We start from the raw sequence: 24051 nt of genomic DNA, 5'->3' as shown, positions 1-24051 counted from the left end.
GTCCGGCCCCGAGTACTCTGTTCGAGTGACCCCGGAAGACCTGCAGACTGCACTCGCGCGCGCCTTGGCGTCGGCCGACGCCGGTCTTGTGGCACCGGGATTCGACGCGCCCATCGACGTTCTCGCGCCGACTCGTTCCGATCTCGGTGACTGGACGACACCCGTGGCGCTGCGCGCCGCTGCTTCACCCGATCGGCGAACCGAACTCGCCGCGCACCTGTGCGCCGAGCTGCGCGGACTCCCCGCGGTGGCAGACGCCGTCATCGCCGAACCAGGGTTCGTCAACGTGACCCTGACTCCGGTCGGCCGGGCGCACATCGTCTGCAACATCGTCATCTCAGCGGAGACCGACTCAGGTGGGGGAGCGGGACCGGAGCGGACACCGCTCCCGGCGCTGCTCGCCGTTTCGTACCGTGGGTCGGCACAAGCACTCTTCGCAGGCGGATGTGATGATCACATCGATCCGAACGCAGTGCAGGTCCTTCAACGCGGCCATGCCGCCGCCTGCCGCGAACAGCGACGGGCGCATCGAGCCGGAATCGCGACGGAGGGCGTCGATCCTGGGAGCCTCACACACCCGAGTGAGACTCGTATGCTCAATGCCCTGGCAGGGCTGCCGTCGGCGCTGGAACGCTCCCGCCGCCTCGGCGGGGCCGAGCCCTTCCTCACAGCACTCGTCGACCTTGCTGACACCGTCGAGGACTGGATTCGCCGCTGCCCGGTCACTCCGACCGTCGATGAGGACATCACCGTCACCCATAACTCCAGGCTCCTCGCTCTGAGAGCCGTCATCATCGTCCTCGCCGCAGGACTACGACAATTGGGCGCTTCGGCCCCGGAGAGGATCTGATGCCCGCACATATCGCAGGAACTCTGCACGCGACACCGGCCCCGGTGTGGCTGCCCTATCCCGATGACGTCAATGCGCTGCTGCCGAGTCTGTGGTCGGACAACGTCACGAAGAGCGCCGACGGCGTGCTCACGATCGCCGGCCACCCCGTGACGGAGCTGGCCGAACAGTACGGCACTCCCACTCTCGTGATGGACGTCGCCGACTTCCGCAGTCGCGCCGGGACCTACCTGAGCACGTTCTCCAACGCGTTCTCCGTCGAGAAGGGACTGGCCGGAGCCGATGTCTTCTACGCCGGGAAGGCCTTCCTGTGCACGGCCGTGGCCCGATGGGTGCATGAGGCCGGACTCGGCCTCGACACGTGCTCCTTGGGAGAGATGATGATCGCCCGCGCCGCCGGTGTCCCCGGCGACCGAGTCGGGCTGCACGGAAACAACAAATCCGCGGCAGAACTCGAATACGCCCTCGACTATGGCGTGTCCAGGATCTTCGTCGACAGCCTCGACGAGGTCGCACGCCTGGAATCCATCGCCGGGGCCAGGGGGACGGTCGCGCCGGTCATGCTGCGGGTCACCGTCGGCGTCGAAGCGCACACCCACGACTTCATCGCCACAGCCCACGAAGACCAGAAGTTCGGGCTGTCTCTGGCCGACGGCACCGCAGCCCGGGCCGCTCGCCTGGTAGCGGAATCCGAACACCTGCGGCTCGACGGCCTCCACTCGCATATCGGCTCGCAGATCTTCGACATCTCCGGATTCCAAGTAGCCGCCGCCCGCGTGCTCGCCTTCCGCGCCGAGATCATGGGCGAACACGGCATCGACCTGCCCGATGTCGACCTCGGCGGCGGCTTCGGCATCCGGTACACTTCCCAGGACACCCCGATCCCGGTCGCCGAGATGGCCGAGGAACTTGCCGCCGTCGTGGCCAAGGAATGCCGTGGGCTGGGCACGAGCGTGCCGCGGATCTCGATCGAACCCGGACGAGCCATCGTCTCCCCGGCGGTGTTCACGCTCTACGAAGTCGGCACCGTCAAGCAGGTGAGCACGGACAGCGGCCCGCGCACCTACGTCGCCGTCGACGGCGGAATGAGCGACAACATCCGCACCGCCCTCTACGACGCGGACTATTCGTGCACTCTGGCCAACCGGAACTCCGAAGCCGAACCCGCAATCGTGCGGGTCGTCGGCAAGCACTGCGAATCCGGAGACATCATCGTCCGCGACGAATACATGGGCGCCGACGTCACCGCAGGCGACCTGGTCGCAGTCCCCACCACCGGGGCCTACTGCCGGTCGCTGGCCAACAACTACAATCACCTGCCCCGGCCCGGCGTGCTCGCCGTCGAGGCCGATAGAGTTGAGTGGATTGTGACCCCGAGGACCACTCGCAGATGTTCGCCACCGACCCGGGCATGGCCGGGGAGGAGCACCGAACTGATGAGCGTGAGAGACAAAAGCGAAAAGGGTGAGGAAATGCAGGCACTGAAGGTTGCCATGCTCGGGTGCGGAGTCGTCGGCACAGAAGTCGCCGCCCGTATTCAGAACCGTGCAGAAGGCCTGGCCGAACGCATCGGCGCTCCGCTGGAGCTGAGTGCCATCGTCGTCCGCGATGACTCGAAGACCCGGCCGGGCATCGACGAGAAGCTGCTGACGACCGACGCCGAGGCGGCCATCAACGGCGCCGATATCGTCGTCGAGCTGATGGGCGGGATCGAACCCGCCCGCTCGCTCATCACCGCGGCGCTGCGCCAGGGTTCATCCGTCGTCACCGCGAACAAGGCGCTGCTGGCCGCCAGCTACGGCCAACTCATGTCCGCCGCCGATGCCGCAGGTGTGCGCCTCGAACACGAAGCGGCGGTCGCCGGTGCGATTCCGATCATCCGCCCCGTCGGCGATTCGCTGGCCGGTGACCGGATCGAGCGCATCATGGGCATCGTCAACGGAACGACGAATTACATCCTCGACCAGATGGATTCCGAGGGCTGGGACTTCGAACAGGCGCTCACCGCCGCCCAGGAGCTCGGATACGCAGAGGCCGATCCGACCGCTGACATCGGCGGGCACGACGCCGCGGCGAAAGCCGCGATCCTGTCCTCTCTGGCCTTCCACGCCCCCGTATCGATCGACGACGTCCACGTCGAGGGCATCGAAGACATCACCGCCGAGATGGTCGAGACCGCTCGGGACCAGGGCTTCGTCATCAAACTCCTGGCCGTGTGCGAACGCGTCGCCTCTTCCCCTGCAGGCCCCGGACTCTCGGCGCGCGTGTACCCGGCGCTGCTCGACCGGAACCACGCCCTGGCATCCGTGCGCGGTGCGTTCAACGCCGTCTTCATCGAAGCCGATGCCGCCGGTCAGCTTATGTTCTACGGACAGGGAGCCGGGGGAGCCCCGACGGCATCTGCAGTGCTGGGAGACCTCGTATCGGTGGCCAGGCGCAAGGTGCTCGGCGGACGCGGACAGTACGAACGTCCCTTCCACGAGGACTACCCGATCCTGCCGATCTCAGCGATCACGACCAGGTACCACATCACCCTCGACGTGGTGGACCGTCCCGGTGTGCTCGCCGCGGTCTCCGAGGTCTTCGCCGACGAGGGGGCCTCCATCGAGCTCATGCGACAGACGATCGGGGACATCGACGAGGAAGGCGTCCAGCATGCGAAGCTCGTGCTGGCCACTCACTCGAACACCGACTCGACTCTGCAGAAGACCGTTGATCGACTCATCGATCTGCCTGTCGTCCACACCGTCAAATCCGTGATCCGCGTAGAAGGACAGTGACAATGAATTACCCCAGACACCAGTGGCAGGGCGTCGTCGAGGAATACCGCAGCCTCCTCGACATCTCCGCTGACACTCCTGCAGTCACCCTCGGCGAGGGCGGGACCCCGCTGATCAAGGCGGAGAAGCTCAGCGCGCGAACCGGTGCCCAGGTGTGGGTGAAGTACGAGGGTCTCAACCCGACCGCGTCCTTCAAGGACCGCGGAATGACGATGGCGATCACGAAGGCCGTGGTCCAAGGCGCCAAAGCCGTCATCTGCGCCTCGACGGGCAACACCTCGGCTTCTGCCGCCGCCTATGCCACGAAGGCCGGACTGACCTGTGCCGTCCTCGTGCCCAGCGGCAAGATCGCTCCGGGGAAGATGAGCCAGGCCATCGCCCATGGGGCGACCCTGCTCGAGGTCGACGGCAACTTCGACGACTGCCTGACCCTGTGCCGCAAGCTCTCCGAGTCCTACCCGGTCCACCTCGTCAATTCGGTCAACCCCGACCGCATCGAGGGCCAGAAGACCGCGGCCTTCGAAATCGTCGACGTCCTCGGCGGCGCCCCCGACATCCATGTTCTGCCAGTCGGCAACGCCGGCAACATCACGGCGTACTGGAAGGGATACAACGAATACCGCGAACACGGGCTCTCCAAGCAGCTGCCGCAGATGTGGGGCTTCCAGGCCGCCGGAGCCGCACCGTTGGTTCTCGGCCACCCGGTCGACGAGCCCGATACGGTGGCGACCGCGATACGCATCGGCAATCCCGCCAGCTGGACGCAGGCCGAAACGGCGCGTGATGACTCCGGCGGCATCATCGATTCGGTCACCGACGACGAGATCCTCGCAGCCCACAAGATCCTCTCCAGCGAAGAGGGCATCTTCGTCGAACCCGGCTCGGCCGCCTCTGTGGCGGGCCTGCTGAAGATGGCCGACGCGGGCCGCATTCCAATGGACGCGACGATCGCGGTCACCGTGACCGGTCACGGGCTCAAGGACCCCAGCTGGGCCCTGCACACCGCAGATGGGTCCGATATAGAGACCAAGCGCGTATCCGTCGACGCCGTCAGCGCCGCACGTGCGCTGGGGCTCGAGGACGGCTGAGCGTGCGCGTCCGACTCGAGGTCCCGGCCACCTCGGCGAATCTGGGCCCCGGCTATGACTCATACGGGTTGGCACTCGACATCGTCGACACCCTCACCCTCACCGTCCACGATGAAGCGGTCGATCCTGACTGCTGCGTCGAGGTGACGGGGGAGGGCGCCGAGGTGCTGCCCCGGGACCGCTCGCACCTGATCATGCGGATCATCGGAGAAGTTCTCGACTCGGAGTTCCCTGACGTCGCTGCCGATCTGAGTCAGCGTCTGTCGCTCGAATGTGTCAATCGGATTCCCCATTCCCGGGGCATGGGTTCGTCGGCGGCAGCGGTGGTGGCCGGGATCGGCCTCGCAGCGGAACTCGGCGCATGGTCGACCGGTGTGGAACTGAGCCGCGATCGGATCCTCGAGGTCGCCACCGCCGTCGAAGGACATCCGGACAACGCCGCGCCCGCGATCTTCGGCGGACTCACAGTCTCCCTGTCCAGTCCCGTGAAGTCGTGGCAGGTGCCCGTGCGCACTCTCGAGACGGTCACAGTGCTCGTGCCCTCCTTCCGCCTCGACACGGAGGTCGCCCGGGGACTCATCCCCGCGGGCATCGATCACGCGATCGCGGCAGACAACTCGGCTCGGGCCGGCCTGCTCGTCCACGGAATGAGCAATGACGCGCAGGTGCTCTTCGACGCCACCCGAGATCAGCTCCATCAGGAGTTCCGGCGCAGCGCCTATCCGGAGTCGATGGCGCTGGTCGACTCGCTGCGAGCCGAGGGGCTCCCGGCCGTCATCTCCGGAGCCGGGCCGACTGTAATCGTCCTCGCCGAGGCGGTGCCCGACACCCTTTTGCCGGCAGGCTTCGTCGCTCAGCGCACAGCGATTGACCTCGGCGGTTATCGGGTGAGCCGAGAAAATTGAGGAAACGATTCGCCAGATCGGCTCCGAACAAGTAGACTGTGGGTGTTCCGACAGAGCACGGCTTCCCACTGTTCTTCACAGATCCGTCGCTGATGTCATACATTCTGGAACATCTCCTGCTCATTCTTTAGCAGGTTTTCTTTCACAACGCACCGTCAATGGTGTTTCCGTCGCCGTGAGCAAACGGCACATGCCGCACGGCCGAAAGAGGGAGAAGGACCTTCGTGTCTGAAACCACCACTCAGGATTCCACCCCGCGCACAGGCAGCCTCACAGCGCTGCGGCTGCCCCAGCTCCAGGAAATGGCCGCCGGTCTGGGAATCAAGGGTTACCGTCGCCTTCGCAAAAGCGAACTGATCGACGCCATCAACAGCCACTCGGGCGGATCTGCTGAGACGAAGTCTGCGCCCGCCGAGAAGAAGTCCGCCGCCGAACCGGCCGCAAAGGCCGAGAAGCCGACGGAGAAGCAGGACGAGAAGAAGCAGGAGTCTGCGAACCGCCGCTCCTCACGTCGTTCTGCCGCTTCCGCGTCCGAGGATGCCCCGGCGCTCATCATCGAACCGAACTCCGAGTCTTCGTCCGAGGACGAGTCCGGTGCCGTCCAGTCCGGAGGAGCACCCTCCGACGACACGAACGGTGATCAGGATCGACAGCGTTCCCGCCGCAGCCGCTCACGCTCCCGGGGCTCCGAGTCCCAGGCCGAGGGCCGCGACGGCAGCGGTGAGGAATCGACCGACCGCGGCGGCCAGGATCGCTCCGCCGATCAGAACCGCAACGGCGATCAGAACCGCTCCGGTGACCAGGACCGCTCGGACCGTGACCATCGCGGAGGACGCGACAACGACCGTCGCGGCCGGAACAACGATCGCTCCGACGACAACCGAGGCGGCAGCGACCGCAACGGCGGAAACAGCCGGGGCAACAACGACCGGGACGGCGGAAACGATCGCGGACACCGCAACGATCGTCGCAACCGCAACAACGACGATGACGATCGCGGAAACAACCGTCGCGGACGAGGCCGGGACCGGAAGCGTCGCGGTCGCGGCAACGACGAGCCGGATATCCGCAACGACGATGTGCTCATCCCCGTCGGCGGCATCCTCGACGTCCACGACAACTACGCCTTCCTCCGCACCTCCGGCTACCTGCCGGGACCGAACGATGTGTATCTCTCGGCATCCATGGTGCGCAAGAACGGTCTGCGCAAGGGCGACGCCGTCGCCGGCGCAATCCGTCAGCCGCGCGAGAACGAACAGCGGAACAACAAGCGTGAGAAGTTCGACGCCCTCGTCCGCCTCGACTCCGTCAACGGACTCACAGTCGACGATGCGCGCAGCCGAGTCGAGTTCTCGAAGCTGACCCCGCTCTACCCGCAGGAACGGCTGCGCCTCGAGACCACCTCGAAGCTGCACTCGACCCGCCTCATCGATCTCATCACTCCCATCGGCAAGGGCCAGCGCGGACTCATCGTCGCACCCCCGAAGGCGGGCAAGACGACGATCATGCAGCAGATCGCCAATGCGATCACCGAGAACAATCCCGAAGCCCACCTCATGGTCGTCCTCGTCGACGAACGTCCCGAGGAAGTCACGGACATGCAGCGTGCGGTCAAAGGCGAAGTCATCGCCTCGACCTTCGACCGTCCGGCCGATGACCACACTACGATCGCCGAACTCGCCATCGAACGTGCCAAGCGTCTCGTCGAGATGGGATCCGATGTGGTCGTTCTGCTCGACAACATCACTCGCCTGGGACGCGCCTACAACATCGCGCAGCCTGCATCCGGCCGGATCCTCTCCGGCGGTGTCGACGCCAATGCGCTCTACCCGCCGAAGAAGTTCTTCGGTGCCGCACGCAATATCGAAGGCGGCGGCTCACTGACCATCCTTGCCACGGCCCTTGTCGAGACCGGTTCGAAGATGGACGAAGTCATCTTCGAAGAGTTCAAGGGCACCGGCAACATGGAGCTGCGTCTGAGCCGTCAGCTCGCCGACAAGCGCATCTTCCCGGCCATCGACGTCAACTCCTCGAGCACTCGCCGCGAAGAGATGCTCATGACCAAGGAAGAGACGAAGGTCATGTGGCAGCTGCGCCGACTGCTCTCGGGACTCGAGCAGCAGCAGGCAGTCGAACTGCTCATGTCGAAGCTCAAGGAAACCGGATCGAACGTCGAGTTCCTCATGCAGGTCCAGAAGACGACCCCGCTGCCGAAGTCGTCGACCGACAACAGCTGAGATGGTCGACGACACCCTCACGGCCAGCGTCAGCGCACTGCTCGACGAGCATGCGCGGGTGCAGGAGGAACTCTCCGACCCCGCGGTCCACGCTGACGCCGGCCGGGCCAAGAAGCTGACCAGGCGTTACGCGGAACTCGACAAGGTCGCCGCGGCCGCCCGGCACTTCGCCCAACTCGAAGCCGACCATGCTGCCGCCGTGGAACTGGCCGAGGACGATGCCGATTTCGCCGCAGAGGCCAAGCGGCTGTCCGCAGAGATGGAGACGGCCGAGGGTGAGCTCAAGGATCTCCTGGTTCCCAGTGACCCGGACGATTCCCGAGACGCGATCATCGAGATCAAAGCCGGCGAGGGCGGAGACGAATCCGCACTGTTCGCCGGCGATCTGCTGCGGATGTATCAGCGGTGGATCGATTCGCGGGGCTGGTCGAGTCAGATCCTCGACGCCACTCATTCGGACCTCGGCGGATTCAAAGACATCAGCATGGCTGTCAAAGCCAATAACGACGGCGCCTACGGATGGGTGAAGTTCGAAGGCGGAGTGCACCGAGTCCAAAGAGTCCCGGTCACCGAGTCGCAGGGACGCATCCACACCTCCGCGGCCGGAGTGCTCGTCTTCCCCGAAGTCGATGAGCCCGAAGAGGTTCAGCTGGACGAACACGACCTGCGCATCGATGTCTATCGCTCTTCCGGCCCCGGCGGGCAGTCCGTGAACACCACGGACTCGGCTGTGCGCATCACCCACCTGCCGACCGGAATCACCGCGAGCTGCCAGAACGAAAAGTCCCAGCTGCAGAACAAGGACGCAGCGATGCGCATGCTCCGCGCGCGGATCCTCGCCAAGCAGGCGGAAGAGGCCGCAGCGGAAGCCGCAGACATCCGACGTTCACAGGTTCGCACCGTGGATCGCTCGGAACGCATCCGTACCTACAACTTCCCGGAGAATCGGATCACCGATCATCGCACCGGCTATAAGGCCTACAATCTCGATCAGGTGTTGGCAGGAGACCTCGATCCCGTGATCGGGTCCTGCCGTGACGCCGACAAGGCTGCACGCCTCGACGCGCTGGGGGGCTGACCTGGACACCGTCAGGCCGACTCTCGTCTCCGACCTCCTCCGCGGGGCGACCACAGTCTTCACCGAAGCAGGCATAGCGAGTCCCGAAGCCGATGCACTCGAGCTGCTCGCCCACGCATGGTCGATCGACCGGGCAGCGCTGAGCCGCCGCCGTCTCTTCGACGATCCTGTGCCGGCTTCCGTGAACGTGCGATTCGCCGAGCTCTGCGACCGGCGCCGGCAGCGGACACCGCTGCAGCATCTCACCGGCATCGCCCACTTCCGGCACTTGGAGCTCCAAGTGGGTCCTGGAGTCTTCGTGCCCCGGCCGGAAACCGAGCTGCTGGCAGGTGCCGTCCTGACCGAACTGTCCGAGTTCCACTCGGCTACCGAGAACGATGAGGCGCGACGTCCCTTCGTCATCGACCTGTGTTCGGGATCTGGAGCGATCTCGCTGTCCGTGGCCACCGAGTTCCCTCGTGTCGACGTCCTCGGCGTCGAATGCGAACCCGCCGCCCTGGAATGGTCACTGAACAACCTGGAACACAGCCGCCTCGGCGAGTCGACCGTCGAGTTCATCCTTGAAGACGCGACGACGATCACCGAAGCGCGCCACGATCTGTGCGGACGTGCCGACATCGTCGTGACGAACCCGCCCTATGTCCCTGATTCCGCGGTGCCACGGGATCCGGAAGTCGCCGAACACGATCCTGCGTCCGCGCTCTTCGGCGGGGATTCGGGTCTCGAGATTCCGGGGCTCATCCTCATCGAGGCCGAGCAGCTGCTGCGGCCAGGTGGTCTCTTCCTCATGGAACACGGCGAGGAACAGGGTGCCGGCGCACGGGAACTTCTGGCGGCCACGGCCAGTCTGAGACATGCCGCCACGTTCCAGGACTACACTGGACGCGACCGGTATACGGTGGCACGCCGCGAGGCGTAGGAGACAGCGGAGACGAATCCGAGCCGTGTACGGCTCAACCACCGAGACAACACCCCGAACATTCGAAACGGAGAACTCGTGTCGAGACGATTCGACGTCACCCAAGCCGAAATCCGTGAGCTCGTCTTCGACGAATGCGCGCGAGTCGTCGACACAGGAAACCTGCTCGTCATCCCCACCGACACGGTCTACGGGATAGCCGCCGATGCCTTCAGCGCTTCGGCCGTCGCGGCACTGCTCGCGGCCAAGGGGCGTGGTCGGGACATGCCGCCTCCGGTCCTCGTCCCGCGGGCGGAGACCGTCTTCGGTCTCGTCGACGGGGTCGATGAGACCGTGCTGGCCCTGACTGCGAAGTTCTGGCCGGGGCCGTTGACGATCATCGCCAACGCTCAGCCCTCCCTGGATTGGGATCTCGGCGACACGCACGGAACTGTGGCCGTGCGCATGCCCGATGATGAGTCGGCACTGGCCCTGCTCAGCCGAACTGGGCCGTTGGCCGTGTCGAGTGCCAACATCTCCGGACAGCCCGCCGCCAGGACCGCCGACGAAGCGCAGGAGATGCTCGGTGACGATGTCGACATCTATGTCGACGGGGGAGTCCGCGAGTCGGGAATGTCGTCGACCATCGTCGACCTCAGCGGTGATGTGCCCCGCATCCTGCGCCGCGGCCCGATCAGCGCCGAGGATCTGCGCGTGATCGTCCCCGAGCTCATCGACCTGGACGGCTGAGTGCGCGCCTACCTCTTCATCCTCATCGTCTCCGCCCTCGTGGCGTACCTGCTGACTCCCATGGTCAAGCGGGTAGCCGAACGGGGAAAGATCTTCTCACCCCTGCGCGACCGCGACGTCCATTCCGTTCCGACGCCGAGGCTGGGAGGAGTGGCGATGTTCGGCGGGCTCCTCGCAGGGCTCATCTTCGCCTCACAGATGCCCTTTCTCAATCGGATCTTCGTCGAGCTGGGCCCGATCGTCGGAATCGCCGGAGCCGCTGCACTGTTGTGTCTGCTCGGAGTCATCGACGACATCTGGGACCTGCATTGGATGGCGAAGCTCGCTGGCCAGGCTCTCGCCGCGGGCTTCATGGCGATCAAAGGTGTGGCGCTGCTGTCGATTCCTTTCGGAGGAGTCATCATCGGCTCCCCGCGGATGTCGATCATCGTCACCGTCCTCGTCGTCCTCGTGACCATCAACGCGGTGAATTTCGTCGACGGGCTCGACGGCCTCGCTGCGGGAGTCGTCGCCATCGGCGGCAGTGCCTTCTTCATCTACTCCTACTGGTTGGCTCGAGACGCCTCACCCGAGTCGTATGCGAACCTCGCTTCGCTCATCATCGCGATCGTCGTCGGCGCCTGCCTCGGTTTCCTCCCGCATAACTTCAACCCGGCGAGGATCTTCATGGGCGATTCCGGATCGATGCTCATCGGACTGCTGCTGGCAGCTTCGACGATCAGGGTCACCGGTCAGGTCGATCCGGCGCTGATCGGCCAGGAGCGAGCTTTCGCCACCTTCATGCCGATCATCCTGCCGGTGGCTGTGATGTTCCTGCCGCTGCTCGACCTCGGACTGGCCGTGGTGCGCCGGCTGCGTGCCGGGCAGTCTCCGTTCTCCGCCGATGCCAAACACCTCCACCACCGGATGCTGCGTCTGGGACATTCCCATGCTCGTGCGGTGCTCATCCTCTACACCTGGACGGCGCTCATCGCCTTCGGGTCGGTGCTGCTTCTCTTCCAGGGCTGGCTGTTCTCCGCCTGCGTCATCGGCGGTCTCGCGGCCATCACCCTGATCTTCACCTTCTATCCCCTTCGCATGCGTCAGAAAGCCAGAGAGGAAATCTCGTGACCGATCCGATACCGCGACAAGAGACCGAAGTCGAAGCAGCATGGACCCGCGTGTGGAGGACGCTGCTCATCCGCGGCATCATCCTCGTCCTCGTCGTCGCGGCCCTCGGAATGGGGATCGGCTGGTTGGTCTCGGACACGACGGGACTCGTCGGTGGAGCCGTCGGCGGGGGACTGGCCGCGGTCTTCATCATCATCACCCTCGTCATCATGTACATCGGTCGGAACATGGGACTGACCGCGATCGCCGGATTCCTCGGCATCGGATTCCTGTTCAAGGCCTTCGTCTTCATGATCGTCATCTGGCGCATCAAGGATGCGACTTGGCTCGACGGCACGGTCGCGTTCTTCACGATCGTCGTCGCAGTGATCGGCTCCTCGCTCGTCGAGGCGATCACCGTGGTCAAGGGACGCGTGCCCTACGTCGATCCGGAAGCGCGATAGGCGAGCAGAAGCTCTTCTGCGCACCCATCCGAGACACGTGGAGGGGTGCTGCGCATGAAGAATGACGTGTCGTATAAAATCGTTGACAGAAATTGCACAGAGAAGCCTGATGAATTTGTCGGTGACTCTCTACAGTTGGTAGAGTAGTTCCGGTGCTTGGGCGGATCTTCGCCCTTTGTCGCTCCTGAACCTCAAGCCTCGCCTTCAGTGCGGGGCCTAGGCCAGGCCATCAGGGCCCTTGACCATGGGAGAGTAGTAAAAACGTGGGAACACTCAACGCCGCGAACACAACAGTCAGTGCTGCAGAAGGCGGCTTCCACGCACCGTCGATGGCTGAGTTCTTTCCAGCCTCGTTCCTCTTTGAGGGCACACCATTCGAAATGAACCGCGTGATGCTCATCCGCATCATCGCCACCGTCGCAGTCGTTGTGCTCCTGGCCGTCTGGGCCAAGCGCATGAAGCTCATCCCTACCCGCTTCCAGTCGAGCATGGAGCTCGCCATGGAATTCGTGACCGTCGGCATCGCCGAGGACACGATGGGCAAGGAGAAGGCCAAGAAGTTCATGCCGCTGATCGTCGCGATCTTCTTCGGCATCCTCTTCTGGAACGTCACGAAGCTCATTCCGTTCCTCAACATGCCGGGCACCGGTGTCATCGGCATGCCGATCGTGCTGACCCTCGTTGTCTATGTGACCTACCACTGGGCAGGCATCGCCGAGAAGGGCCTCGGCCGCTACCTCAAGGATTCGCTCATCCTGCCCGGCGTTCCGCCGGCAATGCACATCCTGCTCATCCCGATCGAGTTCATCACGAAATTCGTCACCCAGCCGTTCACCCTGGCGATCCGGCTCTTCGCGAACATGATGGTCGGCCACCTCCTGCTCGTCCTCTGCTTCTCCGCTACGAGCTTCTTCCTCTTCGACGCTGCAAACGGATTCCAGTTCTTCGGCATCGTCACCTTCGCCGGCGGCATGTTCGTCTTCATCCTGGAGATGCTCATCGTCGTCCTGCAGGCTTACATCTTCGCTCTTCTGTCCTGTGTGTACATCAATGCCGCGATCTCGGACGAACACTGAGATCGCACCCTAGATCCGTAACTCACGAGTTGCACGGTCGGGCCAACCACCCGGCTTCATTATGAAAGGAAAAGCATCCTATGGATATGCTCGCCGAAGTGTCAGGTAGCGTTTCGACGATCGGTTACGGCCTCGCCGCAATCGGCCCCGGTGTCGGTGTCGGCATCGTCATCGGCAAGACCATCGAAGGAACCGCTCGTCAGCCCGAGATGGCCGGCGCCCTGCGCGGAAACATGTTCCTCGGTATCGCACTGATCGAGGCTCTGGCCCTCATCGGTATCGCCACCCCGTTCTTCCTGCCCTGATCTCGAAGAGGACTGAAAGATGACTCCGGTAAACATCGTCGCCTCCGCGGAGAACCCGCTTCTCCCGGCGCTGTACGACATCGTCTGGAGTGCCGTCTGTCTGCTGATCGTCTTCCTGGTTGTCTGGAAGTACGTCCTTCCCGCCTTCAACAAGACCCTCGACGAGCGCGCCGAGCGCATCCAGGGTGGAATTGAGAAGGCTGAGAAGGTGCAGGCCGAAGCCGATCAGGCTCTGGCCGAGTATCAGAAGCAGCTCGCCGACGGTCGTGCCGAAGCTGCACGACTGCGCGCCGAGGCTCAGGAAGAAGGCGCCCAGATCATCGCCGACATGAAGGCCCAGGCTCACACCGAGGCTGATCGCATCATCGCTCAGGCACAGACTCAGATCGACGCCGAACGTCAGGCCGCCATGGTGCAGCTGCGTTCCGAGGTCGGCACTCTTGCCACGGACCTGGCTTCGCGCATCGTCGGTGAATCCCTCACCGATGATCAGCGTTCGGCCAACGTGGTCGATCGCTTCATCTCCGATCTCGAGTCCAACTCGTCCGCACAGCCGGTCAAGGGGGCGTGATGCTCCAGTCGAGCAGATTGTCCCTGCAGGCCGTCCTCGAGACTGCGAACTCCGAGATCTCCGGGGGAGACTCCCGACAGATCGGTGAGGAGACCCTGGCACTCGTCGGCGTCCTCGCCGAGAATGTCGGACTGCGCAAGGCTCTGGCAGACTCCTCCGAGTCGGCCGAGAGGAAGCAGCAGGTGCTGCGGACTCTGTTCTCGACTCGGATCACGGATGCGGTTCTGCGCATCAGCGATAAGGCAGTCGGCCGCCGCTGGGCGCGGACCCAGGACCTCGTCACCAGCCTCGAAGTCGCCGGTGTGACAGCGATCGCCGCTGCCGCACAGGCAGCTGGTCAGCTGGGACAGGTCGAAGAGGAGATCTTCCGCTTCGCGCGTCTGCTGGAATCCAACCACGAGCTGTCCCGCGCGCTTGATTCGCAGGCCGCCGACGAGAGCAAGCGTACCCTCGTCTCTGACCTGCTCACCGGCAAGGCACAGCCAGACACCATCAAGCTGGTCGAGCAGGCTGTTCTGCACCCGCGCGGTCTCCGCGTGGCGAAGGCGCTCGACCAGTACAGCGATATCCTCGCCGCCCGGCAGCAGCGGTCGGTTGCGGACGTCACCGTCGCCAGACCCCTGAGCGAGTCGCAGACCGAGAGGCTGCAGGCGGCATTGTCGGCCAGCTATGGTCGCGAACTCGTCCTCAATGTTCAGGTCGATCCCGATGTCCTCGGGGGAGTCCGGGTGCAGGTCGGCGACGAGATGATGAACTCGACCGTGGCCGATCGACTGGCCGATGTGCAGCGCAAGCTCGCAGGTTGACACTAGTGGCCGGCTTCTCCGGCATCGGCGGCCCACCGGTCGCCGGACGCAAGATTTGAGTAAAGGAAGCAGGGAAACCAGATGGCGGAACTGACAATTCGCCCGGAAGAGATCCGGGACGCTCTCGGGAAGTTCGTTGACTCGTACAACCCGGAGAGCTCGGAAAAGACCGAAGTCGGCAAGGTCGTCACCGCTGGTGACGGTATCGCACACGTCTCGGGCCTGCCCGGCACCATGGCCAACGAACTCCTCCGGTTCGAAGACGGCACCCTGGGCCTGGCACAGAACCTCGACGAGCGCGAGATCGGCGTCGTCATCCTCGGCGAGTTCTCCGGAATCGCTGAGGAGCAGAACGTCTATCGCACCGGAGAGGTCCTCTCCATCCCGGTCGGCGACGGCTACCTCGGCCGTGTCGTCGATCCGCTGGGTCGTCCCGTGGACGGACTCGGCGACATCGAGACCGTCGGTCGTCGTGAGCTCGAGCTCCAGGCCGCCGGCGTCATGGACCGCCAAGAGGTGCGCGAGCCCCTTCAGACCGGCTACAAGAGCATCGATGCGATGATCCCGGTCGGCCGTGGTCAGCGTCAGCTGGTCATCGGTGACCGCAAGACCGGTAAGACCGCTCTGGCGATCGATACGATCATCAACCAGAAGGCCAACTGGGAGACCGGAGACCCGAAGAAGCAGGTCCGCTGCATCTACGTAGCCGTCGGCCAGAAGGGTTCGACCATCGCCGGCGTCCGCCGTTCGCTGGAAGAGGCCGGTGCGCTCGAGTACACGACCATCGTGTCCTCGCCTGCCTCGGACCCCGCAGGCTTCAAGTACCTGGCTCCCTACTCCGGATCCGCTATCGGTCAGCACTGGATGTACGACGGCAAGCACGTCCTCATCGTGTTCGACGATCTGTCCAAGCAGGCTGAGGCCTACCGCGCCGTGTCCCTGCTGCTGCGTCGTCCGCCGGGCCGTGAAGCCTACCCCGGTGACGTCTTCTACCTGCACTCGCGTCTGCTGGAACGCTGCGCGAAGCTCTCCGATGAACTCGGCGGCGGTTCGATGACCGGTCTGCCGATCATCGAGACGAAGGCCAACGACGTCGGTGCGTTCATTCCGACCAACGTCATCTCGATCACCGACGGTCAGATCTTCCTGCAGTCCGATCTGTTCAACGCGGGTCAGCGTCCTGCCGTCGACGTCGGTGTGTCCGTGTCGCGAGTCGGTGGTGCCGCTCAGACGAAGGCGCTCAAGGGTGTCTCCGGCACGCTGAAGATCTCGCTGGCCCAGTACCGCTCGCTCGAAGCCTTCGCGATGTTCGCGTCCGACCTCGACGATGCGACCAAGCGTGATCTGGCCCGTGGTGCGCGCCTGACTGAACTGCTCAAGCAGGGTCAGTATGCTCCGATGCCGTTCGAGAAGCAGACCGTGTCGATCTTCGCCGGAACCAACGGCTACCTCGACGAGATCCCGGTCGACGATGTGCTCCGCTTCGAGTCGGAACTGCACGATCACATCGAACGCAAGACCGGAATCTTCACGACCATCCGTGAGACGCTGAAGCTCGACGACGATACGACCGAAGAGCTGAAGAACGTTCTGGCCGAGTTCACTCAGAACTTCGCCAGCTCGGACCACAGCGGGTCGAAGGCTGGCAGCGAAGACACCGCAGCCGCGTCCTCTGACGAGGTCGAGCAGGAGCAGATCGTTCGGCAGAAGCGTTGAACCTGTTCCGTAACGGCGAAAGGAAGAACTGATGGGAGCCCAGCAGAGGGTCTTCAAACAGAAGATCCGCTCGACTCAGTCCTTGAGGAAGATCTTCAAGGCGATGGAGCTCATCGCTGCTTCGCGGATCCAGAAGGCCATTGCCCGCTCGCAGGCCGCAAGCCCGTACGCGAATGCCCTGACCCGGGCCGTGTCGGCAGTGGCCAGCGAGTCGAACGTCGACCACGTTCTCACCACGGAGTCGGACAACGTCAAGCATGCTGCCGTCCTGGTGGTCGGTCCCGATCGCGGATTCGCCGGTGCCTATTCGGCGAACCTGGTGCGCGAAGCCGAAGAACTCATTCGGCTGCTGCGCAACGAGGGCAAGAACGTGGATCTGTTCACGGTCGGCAGCAAGGCCAAGAACTACTACACCTTCCGCGATCGAAAGATCGAGAAGTCCTGGACAGGTATCTCCGAGAACCCGTTGGCTGAGCACGCCCGCGAGATCGGTGAGGCGCTGTTGGAGAACTTCGATCCGGAGTCCGATGATTCCGGTATCGACGAGATCTACATCGTCTTCACCCGTTTCGTCTCCAGCGTCACGCATGACCCGGAATACCGGCGACTGCTTCCGCTGGAGGTCGTCGACGCCGAAGAGGCATCGACCGGCGGACAGGCTGAACAGCCCTCCGACGCACCCGCGTTCCCGCTCTACGAGTTCGAACCGAGTGCGGAGGCTGTGCTCGACGCGCTGTTGCCGAGATACATCGATTCGCGCATCCTGTCGGCACTGCTCAGTGCAGCAGCCTCCGAGCAGGCCTCGCGACAGGCGGCGATGAAGACAGCCACGGACAACGCGGATGATCTCATCAAGACCTACACCCGGTTGGCCAATACGGCTCGCCAGGCGGAAATCACCCAGGAACTCACCGAGATCGTCGGTGGGGCGGATGCCCTCGCGGCATCGGCAGCCGGCGACTGACCGGCGAGAGCAGAGAGAAAGAGACCATGACTGCCACAGCAACGGAAACTTCTCCGGCACAGGGCACTGCCCTCGGCCGGATTTCCCGAGTCATCGGCCCGGTTGTCGACATCGAGTTCCCGCTCGACTCCGTGCCCGAGATCTACAACGCACTGACTGCGTCGGTGGAACTGTCCGAAGGAACCCGGAAGCTGACCTTCGAAGTCGCGCTTCACCTGGGCAACGGACTGGTCCGCGCCGTGTCGCTGCAGCCGACCGACGGCCTTGTCCGCGGACAGGAAGTCGTCGACACCGGCGCTCCGATCTCCGTCCCCGTCGGAGACGTGACCAAGCACCATGTGTGGAACACCACCGGTGACTGCCTCAACCTCGCTGACGGCGAGGAGCTCGAGATCTCCGAGCGTTGGCCGATTCACCGTCCCGCGCCTTCCTTCGATGAACTCGAGTCGAAGACCGAGATCCTCGAGGTCGGCATCAAGAGCATCGACCTTTTGACTCCCTACGTCCAGGGCGGAAAGATCGGTCTGTTCGGCGGCGCCGGTGTCGGCAAGACCGTGCTCATCCAGGAGATGATCTTCCGTATCGCGCACAACCACTCGGGCACCTCGGTGTTCGCCGGTGTGGGCGAGCGTACCCGTGAGGGCAACGACCTCATCATGGAAATGGATGAGGCAGGAGTCTTCAAGGACACCGCTCTCGTGTTCGGCCAGATGGATGAGCCCCCAGGCACGCGTCTGCGCGTGGCTCTGTCGGCGCTGACCATGGCGGAGTACTTCCGCGATGTGCAGAATCAGGACGTGCTGCTGTTCATCGACAACATCTTCCGCTTCACCCAGGCCGGCTCCGAGGTCTCGACCCTGCTGGGTCGCATGCCCTCGGCCGTGGGCTACCAGCCCAACCTGGCTGACGAGATGGGTCTGCTGCAGGAGCGCATCACCTCGACGCGTGGTCACTCGATCACGTCGATGCAGGCGATCTACGTTCCCGCCGATGACTACACCGACCCGGCCCCGGCGACGACCTTTGCCCACCTCGATGCGACCACGGAACTCAGCCGTGACATCGCCTCGCGCGGTCTGTACCCGGCGATCGATCCGCTGGCATCGTCCTCGCGCATCCTCGATCCGCTGATCGTCGGCGACGAGCACTACCGCGTGGCCAACGAGGTCAAGGCGATTCTGCAGAAGAACAAGGAACTGCAGGACATCATCGCCATCCTCGGTGTCGATGAGCTCGGTGAAGAGGACAAGCTCGTCGTCCACCGCGCGCGTCGCATCGAGCAGTTCCTCTCGCAGAACACCTACACCGCTGAGAAGTTCACTCAGGTTCCCGGCTCGACCGTGCCGCTGGCCGACACGATCGAAGGCTTCTCGAAGATCTGCTCCGGCGAGGTCGACCACATCCCGGAGCAGGCATTCTTCAACGTCGGTGGCCTTGACGATGTCATGCGCAACTACGAAGAGATGCAGAAGTAAGCCATGGCGACACTTGAAGTGAATGTCGTGGCTGCTGATCGCGAGGTATGGGTCGGTGAGGCCAAGCGCGTCATCGCCCGTACCCTCGACGGCGAGATCGGCATCCTGCCGGGCCACGAGCCCGTGCTGGGTGTCGTCGCCGACGGCGAAGCGCGGATTCTCACCTCTGCAGACGACACCATCAGAGTCAAAGCCGATGGTGGATTCCTCTCGGTGGAGAACAACCGTGTGATCATTGCCGCTGATCAGGCCGAACTTCTCTGATCTGCAGGTTACACTGGCAACTGTGAACCCTTCCGTCCTGCTGATCGTTCTGCTCTCGTTGGTAGGACTCGCGCTTGCTCTGATCGTGGTCGTCACGATCCGACGCAGGTCGATCTCGAAGCTCTCGGGTGCCTTTGACTGTTCCATCAACGTGGGCGAGGAGTATTCTTCTCGCCCACGTTGGCGTCTGGGCGTGGCTGTGTTCTCGGTCACGTCCTTGGACTGGTACCCCGTCTTCGCTCTGACCCGACGTGCGGCGTTCCGGTTGCCGCGCGCGGATCTGGACATTCTCGTGCGGCGCAAGCCCACGTCGGGAGAGCAGTACTCGGTTCTGCCCGAGGCAGTCGTCGTCGACTGCTCCTATGGCAAGGCGGACGGCCGCCCGCGCTCGGTGTCCCTGGCAATGGACACCGAATCTCTGTCCACGATGGCTTCGTGGCTCGAATCTTCACCCCCTGGCTTCAATCCGACGATGGGACGTTTCACTTAATGGATGTCTACCGCCTGACCGGGCCCGCGCAGCTTACGGGAACCATCGATGTCAGAGGCGCCAAGAACAGCGTCCTCAAGCTCATGGCCGCGAGCCTCCTCGCCGTCGGACGCACCACCATCACCAACGTCCCGGCCATCCTCGACGTGAGGATCATGGTCGAACTGCTCGTCCGCCTCGGCTGCGAGGTCGACTACGATGCCGCCGACGGCATCGTAAGCATCGACGTCCCCGCAGAAGTCGGCATCCAGGCCGACTACGAACTCGTCCGAGCCATGCGTGCTTCGATCTCCGTCCTCGGGCCGCTGACCGCACGGATGCGGTCGGCACATGTGGCTCTTCCCGGCGGCGATGCCATCGGCTCCCGTGGACTCGACATGCATCAGGCGGGTCTCGAAGCTCTGGGTGCCGTCGTCCATCTCGATCACGGCTACTTCGTCGCCGATGCACCGGACGGCCTGCGCGGCTCTGAGATCGTCCTGGAATTCCCCTCTGTCGGCGCCACTGAGAATCTCGTGATGGCCGCGACCCTCGCTCATGGCACCACCACCATCGCCAATGCCGCGCGTGAACCTGAGATCGTCGATATCTGCACGATGCTCGTTGAAATGGGTGCGCAGATCGAGGGCGTCGGCAGCTCCGACCTCACGATCACGGGTGTCGCGTCTCTGCAGCCGGTCACCCACAGGACCGTCGGCGACCGCATCGTCGCTGGAACCTTCGCCTTCGGAGCTGCTCTGAGCGCGGGCGACGTGACCGTGCGCGGAGTCGGACTCGACATCATGCCGAACATCGGAATGAAGCTTCGCGATGCCGGGGCGACGGTCGAAGACCTGGGTGAGATCACCCTCGGTGACGGGACTCTCGGAAAGGGCTTCCGAGTCATCGGGGCGCAGCGACCTCATGCCATCCGCGTCGCCACCATGCCGTTCCCCGGCTTCCCGACCGACCTGCAGCCGTTCGTCATCGCTCTGAACTCGGTTTCCGACGGAATCGGTCTGCTGTCGGAGAATCTGTTCGAAGCACGTTGGCGTTTCGTGCAGGAGATCGCCCGCCTCGGCGCGAAGGTCCGCATCGACGGCAACCATGCGCTCGTCACCGGCAGCGAGAGTCTCTCAGGCGCTGAAGTCGAAGCGTCCGACATCCGTGCGGGAGCGGGCTTGGTGATAGCTGCGCTGCGAGCTGGGGGAGTGACCGAAGTGTCCGGAATCGACCACATCGAACGCGGCTACGAGAACTTCGTCGACAATCTTCGCAGTCTCGGAGTCGGCATCGAACGCGTAGAGAAGCGGGACGTCCTCAGCTTCGATTAGGGCGTTTCGGCCGGATATCTGCTCTCTGCCTCCGGTAGACGTAGTTCAAGCCCGCCCTCGTCGGTCCATAGGGCTGACGAGGGCGGGCTGACTTGGTCGAGGAATCGGGAGTCAGAAGAGACGCGTCTCGGGGTCGTCCATTCCGCGCAGAGCATCGTAGTCAAGGACGACACAGCGGATGCCGCGATCCTCAGCGAGAGTGCGTGCCTGTGGCTTGATCTCCTGAGCCGCGAAGACTCCCTGCACAGGACTGAGGAGAGGATCGCGATTCATCAGTTCGAGATAGCGGGTGAGTTGTTCGACGCCGTCGATATCGCCACGGCGTTTGATCTCCACGGCCACTGACTTCTGACCGTCGTCGCGAGCCAAGATGTCCACTGGACCGATCGCCGTCATGTATTCGCGGCGAACTAGACTGAAGCCTTCGCCGAGGGCCTCGATATGTTCTGCGAGAAGCTCCTGCAGGTGCGCCTCGACACCGTCTTTGACCAGTCCCGGATCGACTCCGAACTCATAGGTGTCGTCAGCGAGGACCTCGGCGATGGAGATGACGAGACGGTCGCCCGTCTTAGTCTGCGAAACCTCCCACAGCTCGGTCAGGCCGGCTTCTGCCTGCTCGGCATCGGGCTCGATTTGCCGAACTGTGCACGGGGGAGTCATCCAGTTCAGCGGCTTATAGGAACCGCCGTCGGAATGGATAAGCACCGAGCCGTCGGACTTGAGCATGATGAGGCGGGTGGCCATCGGAAGGTGGGCGGTCAGACGACCGGCATAATCAACGGAGCATTGGGCTATGACTAGACGCACGCGCTTCAGCCTACGTGAGACAATGACTCAATGCCACGATCTTCATCCTCGCGTCGCAAGAACAAATGGCAGCAGGCTCCTCGCGATCTGTCCGACTCTGTGGCAGGGATGCGGACGAGCCGTTCGCTGCCTGACGGAACCTGGTCTGTGCAGACCGTGAAGGGAAACGATTCCGGGAAGGTCTATGTCTGCCCCGGCTGTGGTCGTGACGTCAGTGCAGCTTCGAGTCATATCGTCGCGTGGCGACAGGATGCCCCGCACGGAATCGAGATCGGCGTGGAGAGCAGACGGCACTGGCATCAACGCTGTTTCGACCGTTTCCGGTGATTTCAAGCTGTCGGAGGGTATTCGGATGAATGGTCGTATGTGACCGAGAGCCGAAGTCGTCAACGACGAAGGGACCCGCTGATGCGGGTCCCTTCGTCGTTGACGACTTCGGCCTCAGCGCAGCGAATTGCGCGAGCGTGAGGTCTTCGAGTTGTTGTTCTTCGATCCGGAGACCTGAGCATTGATCGAGATAGTGTCCTCATCGGTGGCACCATTGGGCAGATCCTCGCCCGCCGTGGTCTCCGCATCATCGGCGGAGTCGGTGGTCGACTCCGAAGCGCTCTTCGAATCAGGGGCCGACTTCGAACTTCTGCTCGACTGCGCAGAGGTCTTCGCGGAGCCGCTGTCCTTCGTGCCGGAGTCATCTTTCTTCGCAGGTCCGGTCGACGTCGTACCCGTGGATTCGGAATTCTTGGATTCTTCCTCAGAGCCGGTCGACACTGCGTCATCGGTCGAGTTCGCCGAATCGTCGGACTTCGCGGCATCCGAGGAGTCATCGTCGGCCAACAGGTCTTCGAGCTCCTGGCCGTCGGCGATCTGCTCGGTGGCGTGAGAAGCCGATTCGGCCTTCGCCGGATCCACTGAGTCGCCGCCCATGACTCCGGGCATGGCGAACAGCGACCGAAGCTGGTCGAGCTGAGCCGTGATCGTCTTGCGCTGCTTCGTGAGCAGATCCACTTGCGACTGGGCTGAAGCGACATTGCGCTTGGCTTCTGCCGCGGATTCCTCGATGGTCGCCTCGGCGGTGGCCCGAGCTTCGGCGATGAGAGTCTGCGCGCGGGACTTTCCGTCGGCGATGATGTCATCGGCCTTCTTCACTGCGTCGGTGCGAGTCTGCTCCGCACGCTCGGCAGCTTCCTTGGCCTCGGTGTCGGCCTTCGCCGCACGTGCCTGAGCCTCTTCGACGAGCTTCTTGTTCTCTGCCTGCGCCTCTTCGTAGCGCTTCTTGCGCTCGGACTCCGCTTCCTTGCGTTTGTTCGCGAGCTCGACCTCGAAGTCGTTCCCGGCCTTCTTCGATGCCTCATCGCGGGCTTTGGCCGACTTGAGCAGCTCATCGGCCTGCGCCTGAGCGGCTGCGATGGTCTCTTCTGCTTCGGCCTTGGCTTCAGCTCGCAGATCCGCGGCTTCCTTCTCTGCAGTAGCCCGCAGCTCGGAGAGCTCGAGGTCCAGGGTCTCGCGAGCTTCCTTCGTGGAAGCTGCACTCGCTTCCCTGGCTTGGTTGGTCTCGCGTTCGGTGGTCGCGCTGAGCTCGGCGGCGCGCTTCTCAGCGGCCTTGATCGTCTCTTCGGCGCGCAGCTCGGCCGAGGAGGTGATCGCATCGGCTTCAGAGCGAGCATTGGACAGAGTGTCGTTGCTCTCGGTGTGCATCCGCGCGCGAGCGGACGCCGCCTCGGCGCGGGCCTTGTTGCGGATCGTCTCGGCATCGGAATTGGCCTGAGCCAGGGTCTCGCGGGCCTGTGACTCGGCGATCTTGAGCAGATGGTCGATGCGGCTTCCGGGAGGGCCGGCGGCCTCTGCGTTATCGTTGGCAGCCTTCTTCAGCTGTGCCTTGGCTTCGGAGAGCTCTCCGGCGATCTGCAGCTTCGCCCGATCTGCATTGATGACCTGACTGCGCGCATCGGCCAGGGCCTTGCGGACCGACTCGACTTCGGTGCGCAGCTGCTGCAGACGCGAATCGACTTCACTCTTCTCGTAGCCGCGCATCGCTGTGCGGAATTCTTCGGTGGGCGTCACTGAAGCGAACTCCTGTCATCTTGGAAAGGGGATTTTCTTAGGCTGTCCTCGTCCTACTCTAACG

Annotated in this window: 22 protein-coding genes and 1 pseudogene; 21 read left to right on the top strand and 2 right to left on the bottom strand. The window is 63.7% G+C overall.

Translation table 11 applies throughout. The features are described 5' to 3' along the window. The first annotated feature begins 25 nt into the window (after positions 1 to 25). The 21 genes and pseudogenes from BLU88_RS12480 (at position 26) to murA (ending at position 21119) form a co-directional block, all read left to right on the top strand. Positions 26 to 850, top strand: coding sequence for a DALR anticodon-binding domain-containing protein (locus BLU88_RS12480; protein WP_231939396.1), 825 nt, complete (start codon positions 26 to 28; stop codon positions 848 to 850). Further along, positions 850 to 2163: pseudogene (gene lysA / locus BLU88_RS12475) on the top strand (diaminopimelate decarboxylase); the annotation flags it as partial. The gene BLU88_RS12480 and the pseudogene lysA, both read left to right, overlap by 1 nt. A gap of 159 nt (positions 2164 to 2322) precedes the next feature. Continuing rightward, complete coding sequence (locus BLU88_RS12470; RefSeq protein ID WP_092014369.1) at positions 2323 to 3630, top strand: homoserine dehydrogenase; 1308 nt, start codon at positions 2323 to 2325, stop codon at positions 3628 to 3630. 2 nt (positions 3631 to 3632) lie between these two features. Next, positions 3633 to 4718 carry a threonine synthase gene (gene thrC, locus BLU88_RS12465; RefSeq protein WP_092014366.1) on the top strand — a complete coding sequence of 362 codons (1086 nt, stop codon included), beginning with the start codon at positions 3633 to 3635 and terminating at the stop codon, positions 4716 to 4718. Between the two features lie 2 nt (positions 4719 to 4720). Then, positions 4721 to 5623 (top strand): homoserine kinase, encoded by a 903-nt coding sequence (gene thrB, locus BLU88_RS12460; RefSeq protein ID WP_092014363.1) that lies wholly within the window; start codon positions 4721 to 4723, stop codon positions 5621 to 5623. A 224-nt stretch (positions 5624 to 5847) separates the two neighbouring features. Beyond that, a complete protein-coding gene (rho, locus tag BLU88_RS12455) occupies positions 5848 to 7860 on the top strand; it encodes a transcription termination factor Rho (protein WP_092014359.1) in 2013 nt (670 codons plus the stop codon). A gap of 1 nt (position 7861) precedes the next feature. Beyond that, positions 7862 to 8938, top strand: coding sequence for a peptide chain release factor 1 (prfA, locus tag BLU88_RS12450; protein ID WP_092014356.1), 1077 nt, complete (start codon positions 7862 to 7864; stop codon positions 8936 to 8938). Beyond that, the gene (gene prmC / locus BLU88_RS12445) at positions 8895 to 9857 is read left to right on the top strand and encodes a peptide chain release factor N(5)-glutamine methyltransferase (protein ID WP_231939395.1); all 963 of its coding nucleotides are present in this window, start codon (positions 8895 to 8897) and stop codon (positions 9855 to 9857) included. The genes prfA and prmC overlap by 44 nt, the downstream gene beginning before the upstream one ends. A gap of 78 nt (positions 9858 to 9935) precedes the next feature. Then, entirely contained in the window at positions 9936 to 10586 is a 651-nt protein-coding gene (locus tag BLU88_RS12440; RefSeq protein ID WP_092014353.1) for an L-threonylcarbamoyladenylate synthase, read from the top strand. Continuing rightward, positions 10587 to 11696 (top strand): MraY family glycosyltransferase, encoded by a 1110-nt coding sequence (locus BLU88_RS12435; protein WP_092014350.1) that lies wholly within the window; start codon positions 10587 to 10589, stop codon positions 11694 to 11696. It abuts the gene before it with no gap. Beyond that, complete coding sequence (locus tag BLU88_RS12430) at positions 11693 to 12139, top strand: hypothetical protein (protein WP_092014347.1); 447 nt, start codon at positions 11693 to 11695, stop codon at positions 12137 to 12139. The genes BLU88_RS12435 and BLU88_RS12430 overlap by 4 nt, the downstream gene beginning before the upstream one ends. Before the next feature lie 263 nt (positions 12140 to 12402). Further along, positions 12403 to 13215, top strand: coding sequence for a F0F1 ATP synthase subunit A (atpB, locus tag BLU88_RS12425; RefSeq protein ID WP_228281799.1), 813 nt, complete (start codon positions 12403 to 12405; stop codon positions 13213 to 13215). Positions 13216 to 13295: 80 nt separating this feature from the next. Next, positions 13296 to 13520, top strand: coding sequence for a F0F1 ATP synthase subunit C (atpE, locus tag BLU88_RS12420; RefSeq protein WP_025776917.1), 225 nt, complete (start codon positions 13296 to 13298; stop codon positions 13518 to 13520). A 19-nt stretch (positions 13521 to 13539) separates the two neighbouring features. Continuing rightward, the gene (locus BLU88_RS12415; RefSeq protein WP_092014344.1) at positions 13540 to 14091 is read left to right on the top strand and encodes a F0F1 ATP synthase subunit B; all 552 of its coding nucleotides are present in this window, start codon (positions 13540 to 13542) and stop codon (positions 14089 to 14091) included. Then, entirely contained in the window at positions 14091 to 14897 is an 807-nt protein-coding gene (locus BLU88_RS12410) for a F0F1 ATP synthase subunit delta (RefSeq protein ID WP_092017466.1), read from the top strand. The genes BLU88_RS12415 and BLU88_RS12410 overlap by 1 nt, the downstream gene beginning before the upstream one ends. An 81-nt stretch (positions 14898 to 14978) precedes the next feature. Then, the gene (gene atpA, locus BLU88_RS12405) at positions 14979 to 16613 is read left to right on the top strand and encodes a F0F1 ATP synthase subunit alpha (RefSeq protein ID WP_092014340.1); all 1635 of its coding nucleotides are present in this window, start codon (positions 14979 to 14981) and stop codon (positions 16611 to 16613) included. Between the two features lie 31 nt (positions 16614 to 16644). After that, positions 16645 to 17577, top strand: coding sequence for a F0F1 ATP synthase subunit gamma (locus BLU88_RS12400; protein ID WP_092014336.1), 933 nt, complete (start codon positions 16645 to 16647; stop codon positions 17575 to 17577). A gap of 26 nt (positions 17578 to 17603) precedes the next feature. Then, positions 17604 to 19052 (top strand): F0F1 ATP synthase subunit beta, encoded by a 1449-nt coding sequence (gene atpD / locus BLU88_RS12395; RefSeq protein WP_025776912.1) that lies wholly within the window; start codon positions 17604 to 17606, stop codon positions 19050 to 19052. Between the two features lie 3 nt (positions 19053 to 19055). Beyond that, entirely contained in the window at positions 19056 to 19316 is a 261-nt protein-coding gene (locus tag BLU88_RS12390; RefSeq protein WP_092014333.1) for a F0F1 ATP synthase subunit epsilon, read from the top strand. Positions 19317 to 19338: 22 nt separating this feature from the next. Continuing rightward, on the top strand, positions 19339 to 19806 hold the full coding sequence (locus BLU88_RS12385; protein ID WP_025776910.1) for a DUF2550 domain-containing protein: 468 nt from the start codon (positions 19339 to 19341) through the stop codon (positions 19804 to 19806). Next, positions 19806 to 21119: a UDP-N-acetylglucosamine 1-carboxyvinyltransferase gene (gene murA / locus BLU88_RS12380; protein WP_092014330.1), complete on the top strand. Its 1314-nt coding sequence runs from the start codon at positions 19806 to 19808 to the stop codon at positions 21117 to 21119. Before BLU88_RS12385 ends, murA begins: the two co-directional genes overlap by 1 nt. Positions 21120 to 21230: 111 nt before the next feature. Here murA and nucS read toward each other — a convergent pair whose 3' ends face one another. Both nucS and BLU88_RS12365 read right to left on the bottom strand, forming a co-directional pair. Beyond that, the gene (gene nucS / locus BLU88_RS12375; RefSeq protein WP_092014327.1) at positions 21231 to 21926 is read right to left on the bottom strand and encodes an endonuclease NucS; all 696 of its coding nucleotides are present in this window, start codon (positions 21924 to 21926) and stop codon (positions 21231 to 21233) included. 441 nt (positions 21927 to 22367) lie between these two features. Further along, complete coding sequence (locus tag BLU88_RS12365; protein WP_092014324.1) at positions 22368 to 23987, bottom strand: coiled-coil domain-containing protein; 1620 nt, start codon at positions 23985 to 23987, stop codon at positions 22368 to 22370. Positions 23988 to 24051 lie beyond the last annotated feature (64 nt).

Origin of the sequence: Brevibacterium siliguriense, from assembly GCF_900105315.1 — a bacterium.
GTDB classification, from domain to species: Bacteria; Actinomycetota; Actinomycetes; order Actinomycetales; family Brevibacteriaceae; genus Brevibacterium; species Brevibacterium siliguriense.
This window is presented reverse-complemented; position numbering and strand designations above follow the sequence as displayed.

Bases quoted from the DNA above. Each gene is read 5' to 3' on its own strand.
- BLU88_RS12400 (WP_092014336.1), top strand. From the start codon at position 16,645: ATGGGAGCCCAGCAGAGGGTCTTCAAACAGAAGATCCGCTCGACTCAG.
- atpA (WP_092014340.1), top strand. From the start codon at position 14,979: ATGGCGGAACTGACAATTCGCCCGGAAGAGATCCGGGACGCTCTCGGG.
- atpD (WP_025776912.1), top strand. From the start codon at position 17,604: ATGACTGCCACAGCAACGGAAACTTCTCCGGCACAGGGCACTGCCCTC.
- prfA (WP_092014356.1), top strand. From the start codon at position 7,862: ATGGTCGACGACACCCTCACGGCCAGCGTCAGCGCACTGCTCGACGAG.
- BLU88_RS12470 (WP_092014369.1), top strand. From the start codon at position 2,323: ATGCAGGCACTGAAGGTTGCCATGCTCGGGTGCGGAGTCGTCGGCACA.
- thrC (WP_092014366.1), top strand. From the start codon at position 3,633: ATGAATTACCCCAGACACCAGTGGCAGGGCGTCGTCGAGGAATACCGC.
- BLU88_RS12415 (WP_092014344.1), top strand. From the start codon at position 13,540: ATGACTCCGGTAAACATCGTCGCCTCCGCGGAGAACCCGCTTCTCCCG.
- atpE (WP_025776917.1), top strand. From the start codon at position 13,296: ATGGATATGCTCGCCGAAGTGTCAGGTAGCGTTTCGACGATCGGTTAC.
- murA (WP_092014330.1), top strand. From the start codon at position 19,806: ATGGATGTCTACCGCCTGACCGGGCCCGCGCAGCTTACGGGAACCATC.
- BLU88_RS12410 (WP_092017466.1), top strand. From the start codon at position 14,091: ATGCTCCAGTCGAGCAGATTGTCCCTGCAGGCCGTCCTCGAGACTGCG.
- BLU88_RS12390 (WP_092014333.1), top strand. From the start codon at position 19,056: ATGGCGACACTTGAAGTGAATGTCGTGGCTGCTGATCGCGAGGTATGG.